Below are 20,202 nucleotides of genomic sequence, written 5' to 3'. Positions count from 1 at the left end.
CTCCTCTTAGGCCCACCACATCTGCTGAAGTTTTTCGCGGATCACGAGCGGCCGCAAAAACGCGACGGCCTTCTGAAAGCCCTCTTCGATGGACATGAGGCTGTCCTCGTGCTCGATGGAGATGACGCCGTCGTACCCGTTCATCTGCAGGGCGCTCAAAAGGTCCGCCCAGGTCTGTTGGTCGTGCCCATAGCCTACCGTGCGGAAGATCCAGGCCCGCTTCAACTCCTCGCGGTACGGCTTCGTGTCGAGCACGCCGTCGCGCGCCACGTTGATCTTGTTGAAGCCCGTGTCCTTCGCGTGCACGTGGAAGATGCACCGATGAGGCGCGAGGGCGTGCACGGCCTCGACGGGATCGATCCCCTGCCAGAACATGTGGCTCGGATCGAAGTTGATGCCAATCTGCTCGCCGCACGCCTCGCGCAGGCGCAGGAGCGTCTCGCCGTTGTACACCACGAACCCAGGGTGCGCCTCGATGGCGATGCGCACGCCGTGATCGGCCGCGAACCGGTTCATCTCCGTCCAGTACGGGAGGACCTTCTCCTTCCACTGCCACTCGAGCACGCGCGAATACTCCTCCGGCCACGGGCAGGTCACCCAGACGGGATTCTCCGAGCGCTCCGATTCCCCCGGGCAGCCGGAGAACGTGACGACCGTCTTCACGCCGAGTTCCGCGGCCAACCGGATGGTCTCGCGCAGCTCCTGATCCGCCTTCTGGCGCACCTCCGCGTTCGGGTGGAGCGGGTTGTTGTGGCACGAGAGCGCTGAGATCTCGAGCCCGCGCGAGGTGATGGCGTTGAGGAATGCGGACCGCTTCTCCGCAGAGGCGAGGAGCGCCTCCCGATCGCAGTGCGCGTTCCCGGGGTAACCACCTGTGCCGATCTCGACCGCGTCCACGCCTGCCGCGGCGACGTGATCGAGCATCTCTTCGAACGGCATTTGGCTGAAGAGCACGGTGAAAATGCCGAGTTTCATGCAACAGCCTCCCTTCGTGTTGCGTCACAGACGCGACTGCAAATACTGGAGCGAGGTGGCGATGGCCTCGAACGGATCGCCCGGACAGACGTCCTGTTCGACGATCACGTACCGCACCCCTGCTTCCGCAGACGCCTGGAAGATGGCATCCCAGGGGAGCACGCCCGTCCCTACCGCCGCGAAGTGCCCATCCGGCGTGGCGTCTTTCGCGTGCAGAAGATCCAGGCGGCCGCGATAGCGCCGGATGATCTCGACGGGATCGAACCCTGCGTGATGCGCCCAGTACACGTCGAGTTCCAGGCCCGCATCGGGCACGCGCGCAAGTAGCCAGTCGAGCGCGGTCCGCCCCTCGTACGGCACGAATTCGAAATCGTGGTTGTGATACGAGAAGCCAAGCCCTGCCGCGCGCAGGCGCTCCGACGCGCGGGCGAGCACGTCGGCCAAGGCCGCGTAATCTTCGCGGCGCTCGGCGGGAAGCCACGGACACACGACGTACTCGAGGCCAAGCGCCTGCGCTTCTTCGAGGACGCCATTCATCTCGGCCTCCAGGCGAACCAGCGGCACGTGAGCGGAAATCGCCCGAAGCCCCAATTCGTCGAGGCGGCGGCGCAAATCCACCGCGGTATACGGCCCGTAGTGGTGAAGCTCAATCAGGCGGAAACCGATTTCGGCCACGCGGCGGAGCGTTCCGTCGAAATCGTCCTCCAGCGGTTTGCGCAGCGTGTACATCTGCAGCGCGATGTCAGGCATTCAGTTCTCTCCCTTCGCCAACGCGATGAACTGTTCCAGGCGCTCCCTGACGAGACGGGCCCGCGACTCGCCGTTGCCGTCAAGCGGCGTTTCGTGCAACACCTCGGCCGCCACCGGCCCGCGGTAGCCGGCGCGATACAGCCCGCGCAAAAAAGGCACGAGCGGAATCCGGCCATCGCCCGGCAGGAGGCGCCTGCCGTCGTGCGCGTCCTCCGGCGCGTCCTGGGTGTCGTTGATATGCACGTAGACCACCTTTTCGGGCGGGAGCTGGGCGAGATGGTCCTCGTGCTCTCCCGCGGTGTACCAGTGGTAGCTGTCGATGAGCGCGCCGACGTTGGGCGCGCCGATGGCTTCCCAAAACGTTTTCAGGTCCGCGAGCGACTGCACGAACGGATACCTCCGGTGGCGCAAGTGGTGCGGGCCGACGTACTCCAGGCCCACGCGCATGCCGAGCGGCAAGAGCTCCACGGCCACCTGGCGGATGCGGCGCGCGAGCTGAGAAATGTAGCGCACCGGCTCCTCGTCCATCGACGGCCACAGAAATGCAGTCACGCTGCGCGCGCCAAGCCTCAGGCACAGACGCGCCCGATCCGGCAGAAGCGACAGATCGCGCAGGAACGATGGTTCGGCGTCGTACAGGTTGAGCGGGAGGCCGAGATTGGCGAGCACGAGGCCCCGCTGTTGAAACATGGCTTCCACAGCCGCGTCGCCGCGCCGCTCCGCCTCGGCTTCCAACCAGTGAAACGGGACGTCGACGTAACGGTAACCGGTTTCAAGCGCGAGGTCAAGATACGGCACGAGCGTGGTTTCGTCGACGAGGGTCGGATGCAGACACGGTTCCATGTGGGATTGGGCTCACCTCTTTGCCTGGGGGTCGAAGTCCAATCCCATTGAACCACAACGTGGCCTCGAGGGCCATCACCAATGTGGTCACGTTATTTCGGATCTGGCTGCGACCTTCGCAGCCGGTGGCGCCGCTCCGATGCCGTCAAGGCGCCCAACATGAACTTGGCGGCTGACGCGAGTGCCAGATAGATGGGGATGGAGTAGAGTAGATTCCAGCGATATGAGACGTAGATGTCGAACCAGTGGAAAACGGATTCCATCAGGGCGTACAGGATGCTGAAGGCGAGCGCGACCGGCGCGAACGTCCACCAGCGGCTGCACACTTGATAGATGAGCGCGAACGTGACGGGAATGATGGTCATGTCCGTACAGAGCAGCGTGGGATACACAAACCAGAGGAGGCGGACCTTGTAGCCCCAGAGCATCAGATCGGAGCCGATGATGTCGAGCACGGAGCTCACCAGGCCCACCACCAGCGCGTAGAGGAGCACCTCGGTCAGCCGAGCGCGATCGACAAATCGGACGAACACGAGCCACGGCACGATGGCGAGGCTGACAAAGAGCCACCACTGCCAGGTGCCCAAATTGTGCTCCAACCAGTACGCGCGCGTGATGTCCGTCAGCTCGCGCCTCAGGCTCTCCATCAGGTCGAAACTCGTCACGAAGGGCCCTCTTCCTCTCCCACGGGAAATGCGCTTCTCGTGCGGCATCACCCGGTTTCTCGCACGCGACGCCGCCTGCTCCGATCAACTTGCGCAGTTTGACAGGAATTATGTCCTCGCGTCGCGAAGATCGAAACGAGCGCCGACTAGACCTGGCGCCGGGAGGGAGTATACCATGGGTTTCTTTGATATGCTGCGCAGGGCAGCGGAAGGGCTTGGCCAAGACGGCCAATATCACCACGACCATCTCTGCGTTCGCTGCCAGGTTCCCATGCAGTACCACGGAGCGCACGCGCTGCGCACGGGCGGCCTGAGCCGCGGCGCCGGTCTCTTGACCGACCTGTTCCTCGGCGAGCGCGACGAAGAATTTCTCAACACCGCTATGGAGCGCAACGTCGCTGTGCACGTCTTCGTGTGTCCCGAGTGCGGATCCATTGACTTTATCAACGATCCGCGCCACGGCTTCTGACCGCAAGAAAGCGCCCGGGCCATTCCCGGCCCGGGTTCAGATGCGCCCATTCGATTCGCTTTCGCCGACCTCCGTTGTGTCCTCGTCGACAAGCTCCTCTTCGAGCGCGAATCCGCTCGACTCCAGCCTGCGGCGCGCCTCTTCGCGGGTGGCTCCGTGAAGAGAACGAAGGCACCAAGTCACGTACAGCCTGTGCCGCTCGTCCGCGCCGAGCGCGTAGCGGTCGCCGGCGATTTCCCGAGCCCTCCGCGTCAGTTCGTACAGCGCGATGGCCGCAGCCACCGACACGTTGAAACTTTGAACAAATCCTGCCATCGGGATGTAAAATCGCCCGTCGGCTCGCCTCCGAGCCTCCGGCGACACACCTTCCTTCTCGTTGCCAAACAGGATGGCGGTCGGGCGGGCGAGATCGACCGCGTCAATAGGCTTCGCACCGTCGCCAAGGTCCGTCGCATACACTTGAAATCCGCGCGCATGCAGCGCGTCAATTGCGCGGCCGATGTCCGGCATGCGATGGAGGGTCAGCCACTTGTGCGAGCCCTGCGTCACGCCCTTCGAAGGATGAAACGGCTGCTGTCCCTCGATCACGGCCACATGTTGCACGCCAAACGCCTCGGCGCTCCGCAGAATGGCGGCCTGGTTATGACCGTCGTCCACCGCTTCCATCGCGACGGCGATATACGAGGTTCGCCGCATGAGGACTTCGCGCAGGCGAAGCAGCCGCTCAGGGAGCAGCCAGTCCGCAAGCCAAAGTTCACGTTCGGAAAGCAAGCCCTCGGCCAGGAGCATCTGTTGAATGTCAGAATGCACGTCTGGATGCACCTCCCGCTCCTCGTCATCGGTCGCGGGCTCGGACCCGTCTCCCCATCATAGCCGATTGTCGAATCAATTGCAGCGTTCGGCATACGCGCGGGCCGGCGCTAGGACTCCCCTCCCTCCCGTGCCGCCATGGCCAGCCCGTGAACCACCAGGCCGACGACGACCGTCGCCACGCCGATGCCGCCAAGCAGTCCGACGCGATCGTTCGGGAGCACAGCGAGTTCGAGAACCAGCGCGAACACCACTTCGCCAGCCTGCGTGGCCTCCACCGCGGCCAATTCTCTCGGCGACTCGCGCGCCATGTCCGTCGCCCGAAAGAAGAGCGCCGTGGCGATCACGCCCGAACACACGGCGACAAGCAGCGCACCGACGATCTGCCGCGGCGTGGGCCATCCGACCGCAGCGGCGCTCACAGAAGACCAGACAATCCAAAACGGCAGGCTTCCGAGGGTCATGCCGAGCATCCGCTCCAGCGCGTCGAACTCCCCGGCGTAGGCGCGCATGGCCATCCGGTTGCCGGCAGGATACGCTGTGGCCGCCATCAGAATGCTGGCCGCACAAAGCGCTGCGCGTCGCCAGGACATCTGGGAAGCATCCGCCATCTCCATGAGCATGGCGCCAGCCACAATGCCGAGCGAAGTCACGAGCTCCCGGACGGGGATAGGGGCGTGGCGCCCGTCAGGCCCGCGCGCACTCAGCCAAGGCGTGAGCAATACGCCACACACGATGGTGATTTGCCAGACGCCCGCCACGAGCCACGCCGGTCCGTACGCGTTCGCGAGGCAAAGCGGAGCATAAAACAAGCCGAATCCGATCGTTCCGAAGGCTACCCAGCGCCAGAAATTGCGCCGCAAAGACTGAAGGAGCGCGCCCAGCCTACCCTTCCAAGCGACGTAGGTGAATAGAATTGGCAGTGTAAGAAAGTATCGCAACGGCGCATTCCAGGCCCACGATCCGCCCGTGCGGCTCATGGCCTCGTTCGCCACAAACGTCACAGCAAAAAACAGGGAAGCCATAAGCCCCAGGATCAATGGGCGCCATCGCGCAGCTCTGAAGGTGGCCAGCCAAGTCATCCGAGTTCCCCCCTCAATCTACCGACCGGCCCTCGCGGCCCGCAGCCGTTGATCGCGCCATGCAGCGCGCCTCATTTCGCCCGCTCGCGAAGCTCCTCGACGTCCGACCAACGATACACGATTTCCGGCAGGGCCACGCCATCGACTTCGAACGTCTTTTCTCCGACGAGCATCCCGCCGAGGCGTTCATAAAATCTCCGCCATGGATTGTCCCGAAAGGCGACCACGGCGACCGATTGATAACCTTGCTCCGCAAACCCCTCGGCGAGTTGGCAAACGAGACGCCGCCCGATGCCCCGCCCTTGCCATGAAGGACATACGTACAGCGTGTATATCTCCGCATCCGCCTCGAAGTCCGCCAGGCGATTCGGGCCACCGCTCGCAAATCCGACGATCTCCTCCCCCGCAAGCGCCACCCAGAAAGCCTGCTTCGGATCTGACAGGCGCCTTCGAAATCGTTCAGCACTCACGGCTGGATCCATGCGGTGAAGAAACGAGGACGGCACGATGCCGTGATACGCGTGGCGCCACGCCTCCACGTGCACACGCCCTATGGCTTCGAGGTCCGCCGGGCCGGCGGCCCGAATGGTCATCATGTCCATCTCCCCCAAGAAGGCGTTTCAGAAGCGCCCGGCCTCTACGTCCTGCACGAAGCCGACGATGGCGCCGAAATACGCATTGCTGTCATCCCACATCGACATATGGCTGCCGTCGGGGCAGATGGCTGAACGCGCACGCGGGACCCGACGAGCCATCTCCTCGATGTCGGCAGGGTCCATCGTGTCGTAGCGGGCGCCGATGACGAGCGTGGGCACGCGTACCTGTCCGAGATGGGCCCAGCGGTCCCAGTCCTTGAAGTTGCCGGTTACCACAAATTCATTCGGTCCTTGCATGGTGTTGTACACCTGCTGGTTCATGTGCGCGAACGTCCGCACCACGGCATCCGGCCACGGGTCCAGGCGGCACAGGTGCTTTTTGTATAGATGTTCGATAAGCAGCTCTTGGTAAGCCTCGGATTCGTAGTCTCCTTGTTCCTCATGTGCCTCCAGCTGTTCCTGAATCTCCTTGGGGAGTTGTCGGCGCAACCACTGGATGTGCCGGACATACGAAGGAATGCTCGCCGTCATGTTCGAAACTATGAGCCCCTTGAGCACATGTGGATGGGCAAGCGCGTATTCGAGTGCCAGCATCCCACCCCAAGACTGTCCCAACAGGTAGAAGTCCTCCAAACCGAGCGCACGCCGCACTTCTTCCACTTCAGCGCGGAAGCGGTCGAGCGTCCACAGGGACGGATCGTCAGGCTGATCGGAAAAGTACGAGCCCAGTTGGTCGTAGAAGTACAACTCGATCCCGGCCTTGGTGAGATGTGGTTCGAACACCTCGAAGTATTCGTGGCTCGCGCCGGGCCCACCGTGTAACAGAAGCATGCGAATGGGGCTCGTCCCGACTCTGCGCGTCCACACGTGGTGCCCCGTGGATAACGTGATGATCCGCGTCTGCGCTTCCATGATTTCTCCTCCGCTTCATCACATGTCCTTCAAAACGGGCGGAACTTCGCGATACCCTTTCGACTTCACGGCTCCAATCAGGATCCCTAGCGCCATCCAGCTCAATCCGAAGATGAACGTGGTCCGGTCAAATCCGAGCCACACGTATCCGATCACGGCGAAGCCGCAGAGAGGAAAGAACAAATACTTGAACACGTGCCGAAAAGCCCGCTGGCGAATGTAAAAGTACACGAACACGGTTGCGTTCAACAGCAAAAAAGCCGTCAAAGCGCCGAAGTTGACCAGCGTCGTGATGGTCTCCTGCGGAACGAGACCCGCGACGACGAGCGAAACCAGAGCAACCAGAAGCGTCGCGTTGACAGGCGTTTGGAATCTCGGGCTCACGTGTGAAAAGAACTTGGAGAATGGCAGTAGATTGTCGCGGCCCATCGAATACAAAATCCGCGAGATCGCCGACTGCGCGGCCAGTGCATTTGCAATGCCTGACGCCACCGCGTTCACCAACAGGAGGACGACGTAGAGGAACGTGCCTCCCGCCTCTTTCGCGATTTGGAAGAATGCCATGTTCGGATTCAGATCCGCGTAGTTGGGGTGGACGAGCGCCGCCACGTACGTCTGCAGGACGAACAGGAGGCCGATGATGACAAGCGACGCGATAGTGGCGTTCCCGACCGTCTTCTCCGGCTGTTCCGTCTCCTCGGCCAGGGTGCTGATGGCGTCAAACCCGAGAAAGCTTAACACGGCGATGGAGGCGGCATTTTCGACAAATTTGAGGTTGAAGTGATTCGATTGGTAGAACGGCTGGAGCGATAGGTGTGCCGCTCCGTGTCCGGTCGCGAAGATAAACCGCACAGAAGCTATGAAAAAGATGAGCAGACATACGAGTTCAATTGCGAGCAGTACGAAATTCGTCCTCGCCTGCAGCGTGATGCCCAGGACGTTGACGACAGTGTTGAAAAGGACGAAGAACAGAAGCCATACGAAGGTGGGGACGCTCGGTACGAGCCCGTGAAGCCAACCCGCCGAGAACGCGTAGAGCAGGGATGGTGCGAGTAGATAGTCCGCGAGGATCATCCATCCGGCGACAAACCCGACGTGCGGGTTCAGACCACGCTGGACATAGGCGTACACGGAGCCCGCGATGGGAAATTTGGCGCTCATCTGCTTATAGCTTAGCGCCGTGAAGACCATGGCCACAATGCCGATGATATACACGAGGGGAACCATGCCGAAGCTCTGTTGCGCCACGTAGCCGTAAATGGCCATGGGCGCGATGGGGACCATGAATATCATGCCGTACACAATGAGGTCTCGCAATCGCAAGGTGCGCTTCAATTCCTGGCGATACCCGTGAGACGACGGGTCCCGATGCACTGATACATCCATGTGCCACGCTCCTCTCCATAACGTCAGCGAGGCTATTATCCCGAAATTCGGAGAGAAACGTCAATGAAACAACAAAGCGCCCCCAGCCAAGGGCCGAGGGCCGAGGAGAAGGGGACAATCGCATGAGCGTCGTGGCATCGGGTCAAGCTGCGCTTCAGAAAACCTTTTTGCTTCCCTGGTAGTCCTTGAGAATCTCAACCGCCTCGCGAAAACGAAGCGAGTGAATCACCTCCCGCTCGCGCAAAAACCGAAGGCTGTCCCTGATGTCCGGATCGTCCGTATTGTCGATGATCCATTGATAAGTGGCTCGCGCCTTTTCCTCTGCCGCAATATCCTCGTAGAGATCGGCGATGGGATCGCCTTTCGACGCAATGTACGCCGCCGTCCAGGGATTTCCTGCCGCGTCATGGTAGAACAGCGAGTAGCCGTGATTCACGTAGTGATCGCCAAGCCCCGCGTCGCGAAGTTGTTCCGGCGTCGCATCCTTCGTCAACTTGTAAACCATCGTCGCTATCATTTCGAGATGCGCAAATTCCTCAGTGCCGATGTCCGTCAACAGGCCAATCACCTTGTCTGGGATCGAGTACCGCTGGTTCAGATACCTGAGTGCGGCGGACAGCTCCCCGTCGGCTCCTCCGTACTGCTCGATGAGCATCTTGGCAAGCCTGGGGTCGCACTTACTCACTCGCACAGGATATTGAAGCTTTTTCTCATAGATCCAGATGGCCGCCTACCCCCTACTTCAAGCTAGACCTGCCACGGCCAAGGCGTCTCAGACCAAGCCCAAGACGACCCCGTAGCAGGGCTCAAGCCGTACTGATGCAGAGGACCGAACGCGGACTCGAACTGGGTCATGAGGTTGTGCTTCCGCTTCTGAAACTGCTTGAATTGGGCGAGCGCCTGCTCGTCGTCCGGGTGCGTGTCCAGATACAGTGTCAAGTCGACCAGCACGAAGTCGATTGCCTGAAGCTCCTGAAGATACTGATAGTAAGCCTTGGGAAGAGACTCTGTGGTCTCGCTCACGCCATCACGTCCTCCTCACGCCGGTGGATATGGACTGTCGTATTCCGGCCACAGCGTGCCCTTCCGAAGTGCTTCCTGCGGTGCAAACTGCCGGCGCGCGCTCTTCTGAACCGGATGTGTCACTTCGGGTGGAACGTCGTACCATTTCACCCGAGCGGGACATGGATCAAACGGACTTCGAGAATTCTCATACGGGCGCCACTCGTGTGAAGTTCCTTCCACCGTCGGCCCATCCCTCCTTCAGCACGATTCGAGAGCATCTATATGCGCCACCACTTGGTTTCAGACGTTTGGACAAACGGGAAATTTCGGGAAGCACGCGAGCGTATCAGTGATTCAGCGCGAACGCCACCAGCATCCCGACAATGGCACCACCCGCGATCTCGTTCGGCTTGTGGCCCACCTGCTCGTTCAGCACCGGCCAATCGACCAGCCACCACGGCCCTTTGGCAACCCGAAGCGGCTCCACAGAGCGCGTTCCGCCCTCGTGTGAGGTGACCGAGCGCCCGGCCAACACCGGCGCGGACTGCGTATCTCCCTGCAATCGATCCGTCCTTTCGGAAGACGCGGCATGTTCACCGGGCTGCATCAACAGGTGCTGACCGCGGAGATCGTGCAACAGCCGGTTCAGAACCGCGGCCTGTCGCCCCGTCTGCCAGCGGACACCCGCTGCGTCGTACATCACCACGGCAGCGAGGAACAGACCGATGGCGACGACCGGATCAGAGCCACCCAGATGCAGCCACAGCTGCACGGCCAACGCCACCACCGCAGCCGTGTGCGAGCTCGGCATGCCACCGGAGTTCTTGATCTGGCGCCAGTCCCAAGACTTGAGCTGGATCATGACGAATATCGGCTTCAGCCCTTGAGCGATCACCATTGCGAGAAGCGGTGCCGCCCACAAACTTGACCAGATGTGCAGCAACGCGACAGCCCTCCTCAGATCGCGCGGTTGGAAGCTTGCCGATAGGCCTCGTACAGAAGGATGGTCCCAGCCATCGCGGCGTTCAAGCTTTCGGCCCTACCAGCCATCGGGATGGAGACGCACCGCTGCGCCAAATGGCGGACACCGTCGCTCACGCCGCGCGCTTCATTGCCGATGATGACGGCAACGTCACCGGCCATGGGCGCCTCATCACAGCGCTCCCGCGCATCTGCCGCCGTCGACACCACGAGCCCTTCAGGATGACGATCCCGCCAGGCGCTGAGATAGTCCACCGCATCTCCCGAAATGGCGCGGATGCGAAACAGCCCGCCCATGGACGCTCGAACGACCTTCGGGGCATACGGATCCGCCGTGCCTGTGCCAAACACGATTTCACTGAAACCAAAAGCCTCGGCGCTTCGCACAAGCGTGCCCACATTCCCCGGATCCTGAACAGCATCCAGCACGAGGATGCGATGGCCGTACTGCGCCACCTCCTGCGGAATACCTGCGACCGCCATCAGGCCCTGGGGTGTCTCCGTGTCGGCCACGGCCGCAAACGCCTCGGGTGACAGTTCAAAGCGATGACCATCCGCTTTCGGATGCTGCCACAGTTCTGCGGGAGGCTCGTCCGATGCGACGTTCCAAAGGAGCGCCTCGAGGCGAAGCTCGCTGTTCAGCAATTCGCCCACCAAGCGCTCGCCCTCCACGAGGAACAGGCTCATCCGATCACGGCCTCGACGCGTCTTGAGCCGCGCCCATGCCCGGACGCGGTCATTGTGGGCAGATTCGATGTACACCATGACAACCTCCGAGGACGAGATCGACAAAAAAGCCCGGTCATGCGACCGGGTGTGCTTGTCACGCGTTGGCGTTCAGGCGTTCGCGAGCAACGGTGACGAGTTGCGAGAACGCCTCCTTGTCTGTCACGGCGAGGTCCGCGAGCATCTTGCGGTTCACTTCGACGCCCGCCAGCTTCAAACCATGCATGAAGCGGCTGTAAGACAGGCCGTGAGGCCGAACCGCAGCGTTGATGCGCTGAATCCACAACCGGCGAAAGTCGCGTTTGCGCTGCTTGCGATCCCGATACGCGTACATCAGCGACTTCATGACCTGCTGCTTCGCCGTGCGATACAGCGTGTGCTTCGAGCCGAAGTAGCCCCTTGCCAACTTCAAGATCTTTTTATGACGACGGCGTGTCACCACGCCACCCTTGACGCGAGCCATCTCCAACAGCCTCCTCGAATGGTGTTCCAGTCATTGGCCTCGCACCACTCAGCCCGGCGGCGCGAAAAACCACTGCATCACTTGTACGAGACGAGTTGCTTGATCCGCTTCATGTCGCTGCCCGACACAAGCGTTGTTCCGCGCAGGCGGCGCTTGCGCGCAGGCGACTTGTGCTCCGCCTTGTGGTAGCCAAACGCTTTGGAGCGCTTCAGAAGGCCGGTACCCGTGCGCTTGACCCGCTTCTTCAGACCGCTGTGCGTCTTCATTTTCGTCTTGGCCATCGTGTATCCTCCTGTCTTCGAAATCCCGAGCCGCCGTTGACCCCAGGTCAACCGCACCAGGTCACGAGGTTCACGCACTCGGCTGCTTCGGCGCCAGAATCATCACCATGTGGCGACCTTCGAGCTTCGGCGCCCGTTCGACAATCGCGTGCTCCTCCGCAGACTTCGCCAGCCGTTCAAGCAATTCCTGGCCGATGTTCTGGTGGGTGATCTCTCGCCCGCGAAAGCGCACGGAGACCTTCACCTTGGAACCTTCGCTCAGGAATTTCAGGACGTTCTTGAGCTTGACGTTGAGATCATGTTCATCGATATTGGGCGTCATCCGAACTTCCTTGAGCAGAACCACCTTTTGGTGCTTGCGCGACTCTCGTTCGCGCTTGCTCTGCTCGTACTTGAACTTGCCGTAGTCCATAATCCGGCACACTGGCGGCTTCGCGTTGGGCGCAACGTTGACCAAATCGAGATTGCGCTCCTCGGCCAAACGCAGCGCTTCGCGCAGGGGCATGATGCCCAGCTGCTGATTGTCCGCGTCCACGACGCGCACTTCTCTCGCGCGAATGCCCTCGTTGACCTGATACCCTTCTTTGCTTATGGGGTGTCACCTCCACCGATCTGCCCCACCACACCAATACGCAAAAAAGCGCAGGCAACGCCTGCGCTCGATTCGCCTTCGCCCAGCCTAGGTTTGACCATCCGGCAACCACGCTGGATTCGGGACCCGTCAGCTTGCGCCGACCAGGTGAGAAGCGGCAGGCTTCTGCTTTGGTGTGCTACGGAACGTTTTCATGGTAGCGACACGGCGGGAAAATGTCAAGCGCCGAGGGCTATGCGCCAAAAGCGTTGTATTCCGATATGTTTTATATTAAAATGACTTCTCGATCTCGTCATTCCCTGGAGGTGATTCCATGGCCAGTTCCGAGGTCCGCATCCTCGATCTCGAAGCGCGCACGCGCGCACGCCAACCCGAGCAGGCGCAACGAGCGTGGACGGCGGCCGCACTGATTGTCTTCGTGCTTGGCTTCCTCTATCTATGGAATTCCGTTTCGCCGACCCACGCGATTTTGTTTCTCGTGACGGGCGTGCTCGGCGTCGCGCTCTATCACGCCCACTTCGGATTCACGACCTCGTTTCGCCACGTCATCGTGAGCGGAAGAACCGTGGGATTGCGCGCGCAGATGATCATGTTTGCGCTCGCAAACGTTTTGTTCCTCCCCCTCCTGGTACGAGGCCATGCCTTCGATCACGCCATCAAGGTGAGCGTCTACCCGGTGGGCCTGTCGGTCCTCGTGGGCTCGTTCCTATTTGGCATCGGCATGCAGCTTGGCGACGGGTGCGCCTCCGGCACCCTGTATCACACCGGCGGTGGCGATGCGCGCGGCATCCTCACGCTCGTCGGATTTGTCGTCGGATCGTTCGTCGGCTCCATCCACTATGCATGGTGGATGAGCACGCCGAGCATGGGTAAAGTTTCGCTCATTCACTCCTTCGGTCCTGTCGGCGGGCTCGCCGTGAACTTCGCCATCATGGCGTTCATCTTTGTCATCGCACTTTGGCTTGAGAGACGGCGCAACGGCAACGTGGAGCCGCTCTTCGCCCGTCAAGCGTGGAATGTGAGCCGGGTGGTGAGAGGACCTTGGTCGTGGGTGGCAGGCGGCGTCGTCCTCGCCGTGGGCAACTTCGCCGTGCTGGCGCTCTCCGGCAAACCTTGGGGCATCACCTCGGCGTTCGCGCTGTGGGCCGCGAAGCTGAGCGCCCTCGTGGGTTATCCTGTGCAGTCGCTGCCGTACTGGCAGACGCCGCAGAACGCAGCCGCCCTGCATCACAGCGTGCTTCAGAACTTGGAGACCACGGATGACATCGCCATTATGCTCGGGGCACTCCTCGCCGCAAGCCTCGCGGGTGCGCTGCCCAGGCGGTACCTGCGCCCCATGCCTTGGCAGATGATCGTCGGCGTGCTGGCCGGAGGCATCCTAATGGGCTACGGCGCGCGCATCGCCTTTGGCTGCAACATCGGCGCCTATTTCTCCGGTGTCGCTTCGTTCAGCCTGCACGGTTGGGAGTGGTTCCTCGGCGCGCTGCTCGGCAGCCTCCTCGGGGTGCGTCTGCGACCCGTGTGCCGCCTGCAGAATCGTTGACACGCGCTCCTCGCAAGTCCGGCGCCCTGGGCCTTGAGGTCTGCGGGGCGCCCTTTTTGTTGTAGAATGACAGCAACGCGATAGTGAGGGGGATGCCTGTGAACGACGTGGTGCGCAACAACATCGAGCGGTTTTCGGGTTTCGCCAGCCTCTATGATACCTACCGGCCCGAAGCGCCGGAAACGGTGCGCGCGCTGCTCATCGCCTATCTCGGCCACAAGCCGGACACTGTGATCGATCTCGGCAGCGGCACAGGCCTTTCAACCTTCCCTTGGCGGCACGAAGCCCGGCGCGTGATCGGCGTCGAGCCGAACGACGACATGCGCGCACAGGCCGAGCGCCGCGCGAAGGACCTTGGCGCCGACAACGTCGTCTTCCTCCCGGGTGTATCCACCGCCATTCCCTGTTCCGACACATCCGCCGATCTCGTCACTTGCTCCCAGTCGTTTCACTGGATGGATCCCCAGCCGACGCTCTGCGAAGTGGCACGCGTACTTCGCCCAGGCGGCGTATTCGCCGTGTACGATTGCGACTGGCCGCCCTCCTGCTGCCTAGAAACCGACGTGGCCTACGACGCACTTTTGCGGTGCGCGGAGGCGTCCATCGAGCGGCACGTGCCGAAACAAGATCAGGCGCGCAAGTGGCCGAAGGAGCAACACCTCGACCAAATCCGCGCCTCAGGGCTCTTTTCATTCGCCAAAGAAGTGGTCTTCCACGTGGAAACGCACCTTGGCGCAGACGCGTTCATCGGCATCGCGCTCAGCCAGGGGCAGGTGCAAACCGCGCTGCGGCGCCGCCTGCCGGACATCGAGCAGGAGATGTTGGTATTTGAAACGCGCGTCCGCGCCGCCTTCAGGGATGGCGAGAAGCCCGTCTGGTTCTCCTACCGCCTGCGCCTCGGGGTAAAGGCCGCCGCCTCGACGTGACGGCGGCCGAGCCTGATCCACTCACGCCTCCACAAGTTTCGCCTTCCGCGCGATCTCGTCCTGGATCTGACGCGCGAACTGATCGAGGGGCATCGCGCCGAGATCGCCCGCCTGGTACTTGCGGACGGAGACCGATCCCTCCTCGCGCTCGCGCGCGCCGACGACGAGGGTGTACGGGATTTTGTGCGTCTGCGCCTGGCGGATTTTGTAGCCGATTTTATTGTCGCTCACGTCCGCTTCGGCGCGGATTCCTAGCTCGCGCAGTTTGGCCGCGACTTCCTCGGCGTAGCCCGCGAATTCATCGGCGACGGAAGCCACCACCACCTGGGTCGGCGCGAGCCACGTCGGAAATGCGCCCTTGTACTGCTCGATGAGAAACGCCACGAACCGCTCCATCGTGCCGACGACGCCCCGGTGAATCACGACTGGCCGATGCCGTTCGCCGTCCTCCGCAACGTACTCGAGGTTAAACCTGTTCGGGAGGTGGAAGTCGAGCTGAATCGTGGACAAGGTCTCGTCCTTGCCGAGCGCCGTGCGCACCTGCACGTCGAGCTTCGGCCCGTAGAACGCCGCTTCGCCCTCCGCTTCGACGAACTCCAGGCCGAGATCGAGCATGACCTTGCGCAGCGTGCTCTGCGCGAGCTCCCACATCTCGTCGTTCTGCACGTACTTCTCCGTGTTCTTCGGGTCGCGGTAGCTCAGCCGATGATAGTAGTCGTCGATCCCGAAGTCCTTGTAGACGCGCTGGATCAGGCGGACGACGCCGGTGAACTCTTGCTCGATCTGATCCGGGCGGCAGAAGATGTGCGCGTCGTTCAGGGTCATGGCTCGCACGCGCTGCAGCCCGGCGAGCGCCCCGGACATCTCGTACCGGTGCATGGTGCCGAGTTCCGCGATGCGAATCGGCAGCTCGCGGTAGCTGTGCAGGCGATGCTTGTACACCATCATGTGGTGGGGGCAGTTCATCGGCCGCAGGACCAGTTCCTCGTTGTCAATTTTCATCGGCGGGTACATGTCGTCCTTGTAGTGCTCCCAGTGCCCGGAGATCTTGTACAGCTCGACATTCGCCAGATGGGGCGTGTACACATGCTGATAGCCGAGAGACTCCTCGAGATCGACGATGTAGCGCTCGATAATGCGGCGAACCTTGGCCCCGTTCGGCAGCCAGAGCGGCAGGCCCTGGCCCACCTCGGGCGACAGCGTGAAGATATCGAGTTCCTTGCCCAGGCGCCGGTGATCCCGCTCGCGGGCCTCCTGCTGAAGGCGGTTGTACTCGTCGAGATCGGACTTCTTCGCAAAGGCGACGCCGTAGACGCGCGTGAGCATTTCGCGCTTCGAATCGCCGCGCCAGTACGCGCCCGCGAAGTTCTGCAGTTGGAACACCTTGATGCGGCCGGTCGACGGCAGATGTGGTCCGCGGCAGAGATCGACGAACTCGCCCTGTCGGTACAGCGTGAGCGTCACATCCTCTGGGAGATCTTCGATGATCTCGACCTTGAACCGATCGCCGCGATCGCGGAACAACCGAAGTGCCTCCTCGCGCGAGACGACCTCCCGATGGATAGGCAGATCCTCGGCGACAATCCGCTTCATCTCTTCCTCGATGCGTGGGAGATCGTCAGGATGGAAGTCGTGATCGGCAAAGTCGTAGTAGAACCCGTTTTCGATGACGGGCCCGATGGCGCACTTGGTGCCCGGAAACAGCCGTTGCACGGCCTGCGCCATGACGTGTGCACACGTGTGGCGCATGACGTACAGCCCCTCCGGATCCTGCAGGGTGAGTAACTCGACCTGCGCGCCATCCTCCACTTCACGGCTGAGATCGACGAGCGCCCCGTTGACGCGGGCGACGACGGCCTCCTTGCCGAGCCGCGGACTGATGGACTGCGCGAGTTCCGCATAGGTCGATCCGGCCGGCACCTGCCGCTCGGATCCGTCTTTCAACCGCACGGTGATCGCTTGTGACACGGAAGATCCCCTCCACATCGTGGTTCATGGGCATACAAAAAACGCCACCGCCCCAATGGGACGACGGCGCTCGCCTCGTGGTTCCACCCATCTTCCCCGCGCTCCATCAGCGACAAAGCGCGGGCTCAACGCCTTAACGCGGCGGACACGGTTCGCGTTGTGACCCGCGAACGGCTTGGGAAGTGGTGTCTCTTGCGCCATCGCGGAGGTGCTTTCAGCCACGGCATCCTCTCTCTGGGCGCGATGTAATCGCAAAAGCGCGTCTTCCCGCATCGCCTGTTCTTCGATCCATTTGACGGCCCGCCGACGCCGGCGCGCCTTCCTCTTAAGAAACTACACAACGGTTCGGCACGCTGTCAAGCGGGCCAACTTTCAGCCTTTTCCCAGTTCGCTGTCCACCGGAGCGTCCGAAGTCCGTTCCACTTCTGGCGCAAGGCGTCGCCGCACCGCGCGCGACGACCGATGGTCGAAGGCCAACCGTTCACGACACCCGGTGCGTGACCGATTTGGGCGACACGTGGGACAACCGGAACACAAAACGGCGCGATCGCCGAATACGCGGGTCACCGTCTCGGAGAAGCTCGGCCATGGCGCATCCGGATAGGCATCGTGCACGACAATCCGCCACGGCGACCTGGTGATGAGAAGAGTCATGGCGAGATCTTCGCTCGTCACATCGTCATCCTGCATCGCCACAAGTTCAATTTGCTCGTCCGAGATCATCCCGCCTTCGGCATCGGTGATCCAGACGCCGTCCGGCGTGACGTAGACGTGCAGTTCGGCTTCGCAGAGCGGATGTTCGTCCAACATGTACCTCAGCATGGCCAGGGACTCCTCGTACTCGTCCTCGAGCGCCGAGGCCACCAAGCGATCCCGCACGCGATGCGCCAGATCCACTACCACCCGATGCAGGCGGAAGCGCACGAAGGGATCGAGCACGATGGCGGCGGACCGCCCGAAGTGGCTCATCAGCGCGCGAGCGAGAGAAGCCTGCCATTCTTCCAATGTATGGCCCGCAATCAGGCGGCTTTTGAGCCGCGCCTCAGAAATCTCGACGAGCGCGTGAAACTGAACTTCCTCAGCCGCCCAAAGCGGCTCCGTGCGGCACACGCGCTGCACCACGCGCGCCTGAAGCCACTCGCGGGTCATGACGCCCGACACGATCTGCGCGACACGCGCATGAAGCGCGGTCCCACACTCGCACACGACTCTCGGGCAATCGCCCGACACCGCATAGCTCGCCGCACCGCATTCGGTCAGACGCCCCGCAAGCCCCAGGCCGTCCATATCGGCTGTCAACTCGAAGATGAGCAACGCTCCCGCCCCCAGGAACATGGATTCCATTTACATCCATTGTTCCTTCGGGTCGGGGGCCCTATACGCCCGGTGCATTCCGCTCAGGCGAACGCGCGCTCCAACTCGTCGACGATCTCGCCAACCTTGCGAATGGCCTCCCGGTACGGCGACGGATCGCCCATGTCGAGGCCGACGTGCGCAAACAGCTCAAGCGGCGTCTTGCCGCCTCCGACACGCAACACCTCGATCCAGCGCGCGAGGACCTCGCCATCCCCCGCGAGGATTTGATCGGCGAGGAGCGTGGACGCCGCAAGCCCCACAGCGTAGGTGTACGGATACAAACCCATGTAATAGTGCGGCTGGCGCATCCAGTAGAGATCCGCGCCCTCGTCGAGATCGACCGCGTCCTTCCAGAAGTCGGTCAGCACCTCGCGCGACACGCGGCGAAAGACGTCGGTCGACAGGGGCTCGCCTCGATCCGCGATGGTGTAGAGCCGCCGCAGAATCTCGGCCTCCGTCTGGTGCGTGACGAAGTCGTGGTGGAACGTGAACATCTGCATCATGCGCACCTTGGCGCGGGCGGCGTCGTCCTCCGCACGCTGGATGAGCGCGTTGGCCACCATGTGCTCCATGAGCGTGGACGGCGTCTCGATGAACAGGTTCGAGAACGACAGGTTGGAGGGGCGCTCATTCTGACACGCCAGGTGGAGGTGAACCGCGTGGCCGAGCTCGTGCGCCATGACGAAGACGCCGTACATGCCGCCTTCAAACGGCGAAAACACGTACGGATGGGCGCTCGCCTCTCCGCAAAACGCGCCGTTCCAGTTGCCGCGGTTGCGCGCCCAGTAAATCCACCGTTCCTCAAACGCGCGCCGCAGGATGTCGCCGTATGTGTCCCCAAGCGGGCGAGCCGCCTCCAAGATTAGGTTGCGCGCGTCGTCAAACGTGAGTGCTGCGTCCGTCAGGCGCACGAACGGAGCCTTCGTGTCGCACAACCTGACTTTCGTCAGCCCCATCGCCTTTTGGCGCAGCTGTGCCAGGCGGCGCATGTGCGGCGCGAGTTCCTGCATCATGACGTCCTGGACCATGAAGTAGTGCTCCGGAGGCACCTGATTGGCCGCCATCGTGCCGCCGAGCCGCGTGCTCTGCAACATCTCGAACACGCTCGAGAAGCCGCGCAATCGCGCCGCCACCACGTCGTTTTGGATCTTCGCCCCAAGCGAGCGCGCGAGCGTATGCTGATACGGCCGCAGCCCATTCACCACGCTGTCGTATGCGCGGTGGCGGAGCACCGTGTCGTGCGACGTCTCGATGTGCATGAGAAGCGCGGATGGCGTCACGCCCACTTCGCGCCCGTCGCTGTCCAGGACCGGCTCAAACCGCATATCCGCGCCCGTCGCCGCTTCGTAAACGCCGGAAGGTAGCGAAAAAGCGGAAGAGTTGGCGGCAAGCACCTTCTCCGCTTCGTCAGCGAGCCGATGCCTGCGCTCGCGGTCGATCTCGCCAAAATACGGCGCGTACGGACGCAGAGTTTCTTCCACCCGCCAGGCGGCGAGCTGGTCCTCCGGGACTCGGCAGAGCGCCGCCACCAGTGATTCTGCCGCTTCTCCGGCGCGATCCAGCGCGAGCTGCGCCATCGACATCAGCCGCTGCGCCCCTTGGTCGGTGGCGTCTTCCGCAAACTTGCTCATGGCGTACCGCTCCACGTCGGTGCCGATGCGCAGCATGTCGTCGTGCAGCGCCAACGCGCGAGCCACGTCCGCCGGGCCACCGAATGACTTCGAGGCCATCTCGACAAGCTCATCCGCCAACTGGCGCACGCGCCGGACCGCCGATTCCCACGCCTCAAGGCTAGCGAAAAGGGGCGTCAAATCCCACGTCTCATGATCCGGAACTTCACTTCGCGATCTCAGCGCCATAATCGCTTCTCGCT

Annotated in this window: 23 protein-coding genes; 3 read left to right on the top strand and 20 right to left on the bottom strand. The window is 62.2% G+C overall.

Annotation, left to right across the window (positions count from 1 at the left end; all coding sequences use genetic code 11):
- Positions 1-6: 6 nt before the first annotated feature.
- From AMA01_RS00715 to AMA01_RS00700, 4 genes are all read right to left on the bottom strand, one after another.
- Positions 7-975, bottom strand: coding sequence for a sugar phosphate isomerase/epimerase family protein (locus AMA01_RS00715; protein WP_067845787.1), 969 nt, complete (start codon positions 973-975; stop codon positions 7-9).
- 24 nt (positions 976-999) lie between these two features.
- Positions 1,000-1,725 (bottom strand): sugar phosphate isomerase/epimerase family protein, encoded by a 726-nt coding sequence (locus tag AMA01_RS00710; protein ID WP_067845784.1) that lies wholly within the window; start codon positions 1,723-1,725, stop codon positions 1,000-1,002.
- Entirely contained in the window at positions 1,726-2,568 is an 843-nt protein-coding gene (locus AMA01_RS00705; protein WP_067845781.1) for a sugar phosphate isomerase/epimerase family protein, read from the bottom strand.
- 92 nt (positions 2,569-2,660) lie between these two features.
- Positions 2,661-3,233, bottom strand: coding sequence for a CBO0543 family protein (locus AMA01_RS00700; protein ID WP_067845778.1), 573 nt, complete (start codon positions 3,231-3,233; stop codon positions 2,661-2,663).
- Between the two features lie 175 nt (positions 3,234-3,408).
- Here AMA01_RS00700 and AMA01_RS00695 point away from each other — a divergent pair, with 175 nt between their 5' ends.
- The gene (locus AMA01_RS00695; RefSeq protein ID WP_067845775.1) at positions 3,409-3,702 is read left to right on the top strand and encodes a hypothetical protein; all 294 of its coding nucleotides are present in this window, start codon (positions 3,409-3,411) and stop codon (positions 3,700-3,702) included.
- A gap of 36 nt (positions 3,703-3,738) precedes the next feature.
- On the opposite strand, the gene AMA01_RS00690 is transcribed toward AMA01_RS00695, so the two are convergent.
- The 13 genes from AMA01_RS00690 to infC all read right to left on the bottom strand — a co-directional run bounded on the left by AMA01_RS00690 (position 3,739) and on the right by infC (position 12,536).
- Entirely contained in the window at positions 3,739-4,491 is a 753-nt protein-coding gene (locus tag AMA01_RS00690) for a TrmH family RNA methyltransferase (RefSeq protein ID WP_067846104.1), read from the bottom strand.
- 131 nt (positions 4,492-4,622) lie between these two features.
- A complete protein-coding gene (locus tag AMA01_RS00685) occupies positions 4,623-5,594 on the bottom strand; it encodes a DMT family transporter (RefSeq protein WP_067845772.1) in 972 nt (323 codons plus the stop codon).
- A 71-nt stretch (positions 5,595-5,665) separates the two neighbouring features.
- Positions 5,666-6,190: a GNAT family N-acetyltransferase gene (locus AMA01_RS00680; RefSeq protein WP_230088325.1), complete on the bottom strand. Its 525-nt coding sequence runs from the start codon at positions 6,188-6,190 to the stop codon at positions 5,666-5,668.
- A 24-nt stretch (positions 6,191-6,214) separates the two neighbouring features.
- Positions 6,215-7,102 carry a proline iminopeptidase-family hydrolase gene (locus tag AMA01_RS00675; protein ID WP_067845766.1) on the bottom strand — a complete coding sequence of 296 codons (888 nt, stop codon included), beginning with the start codon at positions 7,100-7,102 and terminating at the stop codon, positions 6,215-6,217.
- Between the two features lie 18 nt (positions 7,103-7,120).
- Positions 7,121-8,488, bottom strand: coding sequence for an APC family permease (locus AMA01_RS00670; protein ID WP_067845763.1), 1,368 nt, complete (start codon positions 8,486-8,488; stop codon positions 7,121-7,123).
- A 154-nt stretch (positions 8,489-8,642) separates the two neighbouring features.
- A complete protein-coding gene (locus tag AMA01_RS00665) occupies positions 8,643-9,212 on the bottom strand; it encodes a manganese catalase family protein (protein WP_067845760.1) in 570 nt (189 codons plus the stop codon).
- A gap of 23 nt (positions 9,213-9,235) precedes the next feature.
- Entirely contained in the window at positions 9,236-9,511 is a 276-nt protein-coding gene (locus AMA01_RS00660; RefSeq protein WP_067845757.1) for a spore coat protein CotJB, read from the bottom strand.
- A 15-nt stretch (positions 9,512-9,526) separates the two neighbouring features.
- Positions 9,527-9,634, bottom strand: a complete 108-nt coding sequence (locus AMA01_RS14215; protein ID WP_307188444.1) for a spore coat associated protein CotJA — start codon at positions 9,632-9,634, stop codon at positions 9,527-9,529.
- A gap of 205 nt (positions 9,635-9,839) precedes the next feature.
- Complete coding sequence (locus AMA01_RS00655; RefSeq protein WP_067845754.1) at positions 9,840-10,436, bottom strand: divergent PAP2 family protein; 597 nt, start codon at positions 10,434-10,436, stop codon at positions 9,840-9,842.
- Positions 10,437-10,450: 14 nt separating this feature from the next.
- Positions 10,451-11,239: a TrmH family RNA methyltransferase gene (locus AMA01_RS00650; RefSeq protein WP_195868199.1), complete on the bottom strand. Its 789-nt coding sequence runs from the start codon at positions 11,237-11,239 to the stop codon at positions 10,451-10,453.
- A gap of 58 nt (positions 11,240-11,297) precedes the next feature.
- Positions 11,298-11,663 (bottom strand): 50S ribosomal protein L20, encoded by a 366-nt coding sequence (rplT, locus tag AMA01_RS00645; protein WP_008337696.1) that lies wholly within the window; start codon positions 11,661-11,663, stop codon positions 11,298-11,300.
- 77 nt (positions 11,664-11,740) lie between these two features.
- Positions 11,741-11,944 (bottom strand): 50S ribosomal protein L35, encoded by a 204-nt coding sequence (rpmI, locus tag AMA01_RS00640; protein ID WP_067845748.1) that lies wholly within the window; start codon positions 11,942-11,944, stop codon positions 11,741-11,743.
- Between the two features lie 70 nt (positions 11,945-12,014).
- Complete coding sequence (gene infC / locus AMA01_RS00635; RefSeq protein ID WP_081442640.1) at positions 12,015-12,536, bottom strand: translation initiation factor IF-3; 522 nt, start codon at positions 12,534-12,536, stop codon at positions 12,015-12,017.
- A gap of 313 nt (positions 12,537-12,849) precedes the next feature.
- Here infC and AMA01_RS00630 point away from each other — a divergent pair, with 313 nt between their 5' ends.
- A complete protein-coding gene (locus AMA01_RS00630; RefSeq protein ID WP_067845745.1) occupies positions 12,850-14,079 on the top strand; it encodes a YeeE/YedE family protein in 1,230 nt (409 codons plus the stop codon).
- A 98-nt stretch (positions 14,080-14,177) separates the two neighbouring features.
- Positions 14,178-15,005 carry a class I SAM-dependent methyltransferase gene (locus AMA01_RS00625; RefSeq protein ID WP_067845743.1) on the top strand — a complete coding sequence of 276 codons (828 nt, stop codon included), beginning with the start codon at positions 14,178-14,180 and terminating at the stop codon, positions 15,003-15,005.
- Between the two features lie 21 nt (positions 15,006-15,026).
- Here the strand turns inward: AMA01_RS00625 and thrS are convergent, their stop codons facing one another.
- From thrS to AMA01_RS00610, 3 genes are all read right to left on the bottom strand, one after another.
- Positions 15,027-16,991 (bottom strand): threonine--tRNA ligase, encoded by a 1,965-nt coding sequence (gene thrS / locus AMA01_RS00620; protein WP_067845740.1) that lies wholly within the window; start codon positions 16,989-16,991, stop codon positions 15,027-15,029.
- 354 nt (positions 16,992-17,345) lie between these two features.
- On the bottom strand, positions 17,346-18,287 hold the full coding sequence (gene ytxC, locus AMA01_RS00615) for a sporulation protein YtxC (protein ID WP_067846101.1): 942 nt from the start codon (positions 18,285-18,287) through the stop codon (positions 17,346-17,348).
- A gap of 83 nt (positions 18,288-18,370) precedes the next feature.
- Positions 18,371-20,188, bottom strand: a complete 1,818-nt coding sequence (locus tag AMA01_RS00610; protein ID WP_067845737.1) for a M3 family metallopeptidase — start codon at positions 20,186-20,188, stop codon at positions 18,371-18,373.
- Positions 20,189-20,202 lie beyond the last annotated feature (14 nt).

Source organism: Alicyclobacillus mali NBRC 102425 (assembly GCF_001570745.1).
Lineage (GTDB): Bacteria > Bacillota > Bacilli > Alicyclobacillales > Alicyclobacillaceae > Alicyclobacillus > Alicyclobacillus mali.
This window is presented reverse-complemented; position numbering and strand designations above follow the sequence as displayed.

Excerpts from the sequence above, each read along its gene's own strand:
- AMA01_RS00675 (WP_067845766.1), bottom strand. The coding sequence starts at position 7,102 with ATGGAAGCGCAGACGCGGATCATCACGTTATCCACGGGGCACCACGTG.
- AMA01_RS00710 (WP_067845784.1), bottom strand. The coding sequence starts at position 1,725 with ATGCCTGACATCGCGCTGCAGATGTACACGCTGCGCAAACCGCTGGAG.
- AMA01_RS00685 (WP_067845772.1), bottom strand. The coding sequence starts at position 5,594 with ATGACTTGGCTGGCCACCTTCAGAGCTGCGCGATGGCGCCCATTGATC.
- AMA01_RS00695 (WP_067845775.1), top strand. The coding sequence starts at position 3,409 with ATGGGTTTCTTTGATATGCTGCGCAGGGCAGCGGAAGGGCTTGGCCAA.
- AMA01_RS00630 (WP_067845745.1), top strand. The coding sequence starts at position 12,850 with ATGGCCAGTTCCGAGGTCCGCATCCTCGATCTCGAAGCGCGCACGCGC.
- AMA01_RS00680 (WP_230088325.1), bottom strand. The coding sequence starts at position 6,190 with ATGATGACCATTCGGGCCGCCGGCCCGGCGGACCTCGAAGCCATAGGG.
- AMA01_RS00650 (WP_195868199.1), bottom strand. The coding sequence starts at position 11,239 with ATGGTGTACATCGAATCTGCCCACAATGACCGCGTCCGGGCATGGGCG.
- rplT (WP_008337696.1), bottom strand. The coding sequence starts at position 11,663 with ATGGCTCGCGTCAAGGGTGGCGTGGTGACACGCCGTCGTCATAAAAAG.
- AMA01_RS00610 (WP_067845737.1), bottom strand. The coding sequence starts at position 20,188 with ATGGCGCTGAGATCGCGAAGTGAAGTTCCGGATCATGAGACGTGGGAT.
- rpmI (WP_067845748.1), bottom strand. The coding sequence starts at position 11,944 with ATGGCCAAGACGAAAATGAAGACGCACAGCGGTCTGAAGAAGCGGGTC.
- AMA01_RS00705 (WP_067845781.1), bottom strand. The coding sequence starts at position 2,568 with ATGGAACCGTGTCTGCATCCGACCCTCGTCGACGAAACCACGCTCGTG.
- thrS (WP_067845740.1), bottom strand. The coding sequence starts at position 16,991 with ATGTGGAGGGGATCTTCCGTGTCACAAGCGATCACCGTGCGGTTGAAA.
- AMA01_RS00690 (WP_067846104.1), bottom strand. The coding sequence starts at position 4,491 with ATGCTCCTGGCCGAGGGCTTGCTTTCCGAACGTGAACTTTGGCTTGCG.
- AMA01_RS00670 (WP_067845763.1), bottom strand. The coding sequence starts at position 8,488 with ATGGATGTATCAGTGCATCGGGACCCGTCGTCTCACGGGTATCGCCAG.
- AMA01_RS00715 (WP_067845787.1), bottom strand. The coding sequence starts at position 975 with ATGAAACTCGGCATTTTCACCGTGCTCTTCAGCCAAATGCCGTTCGAA.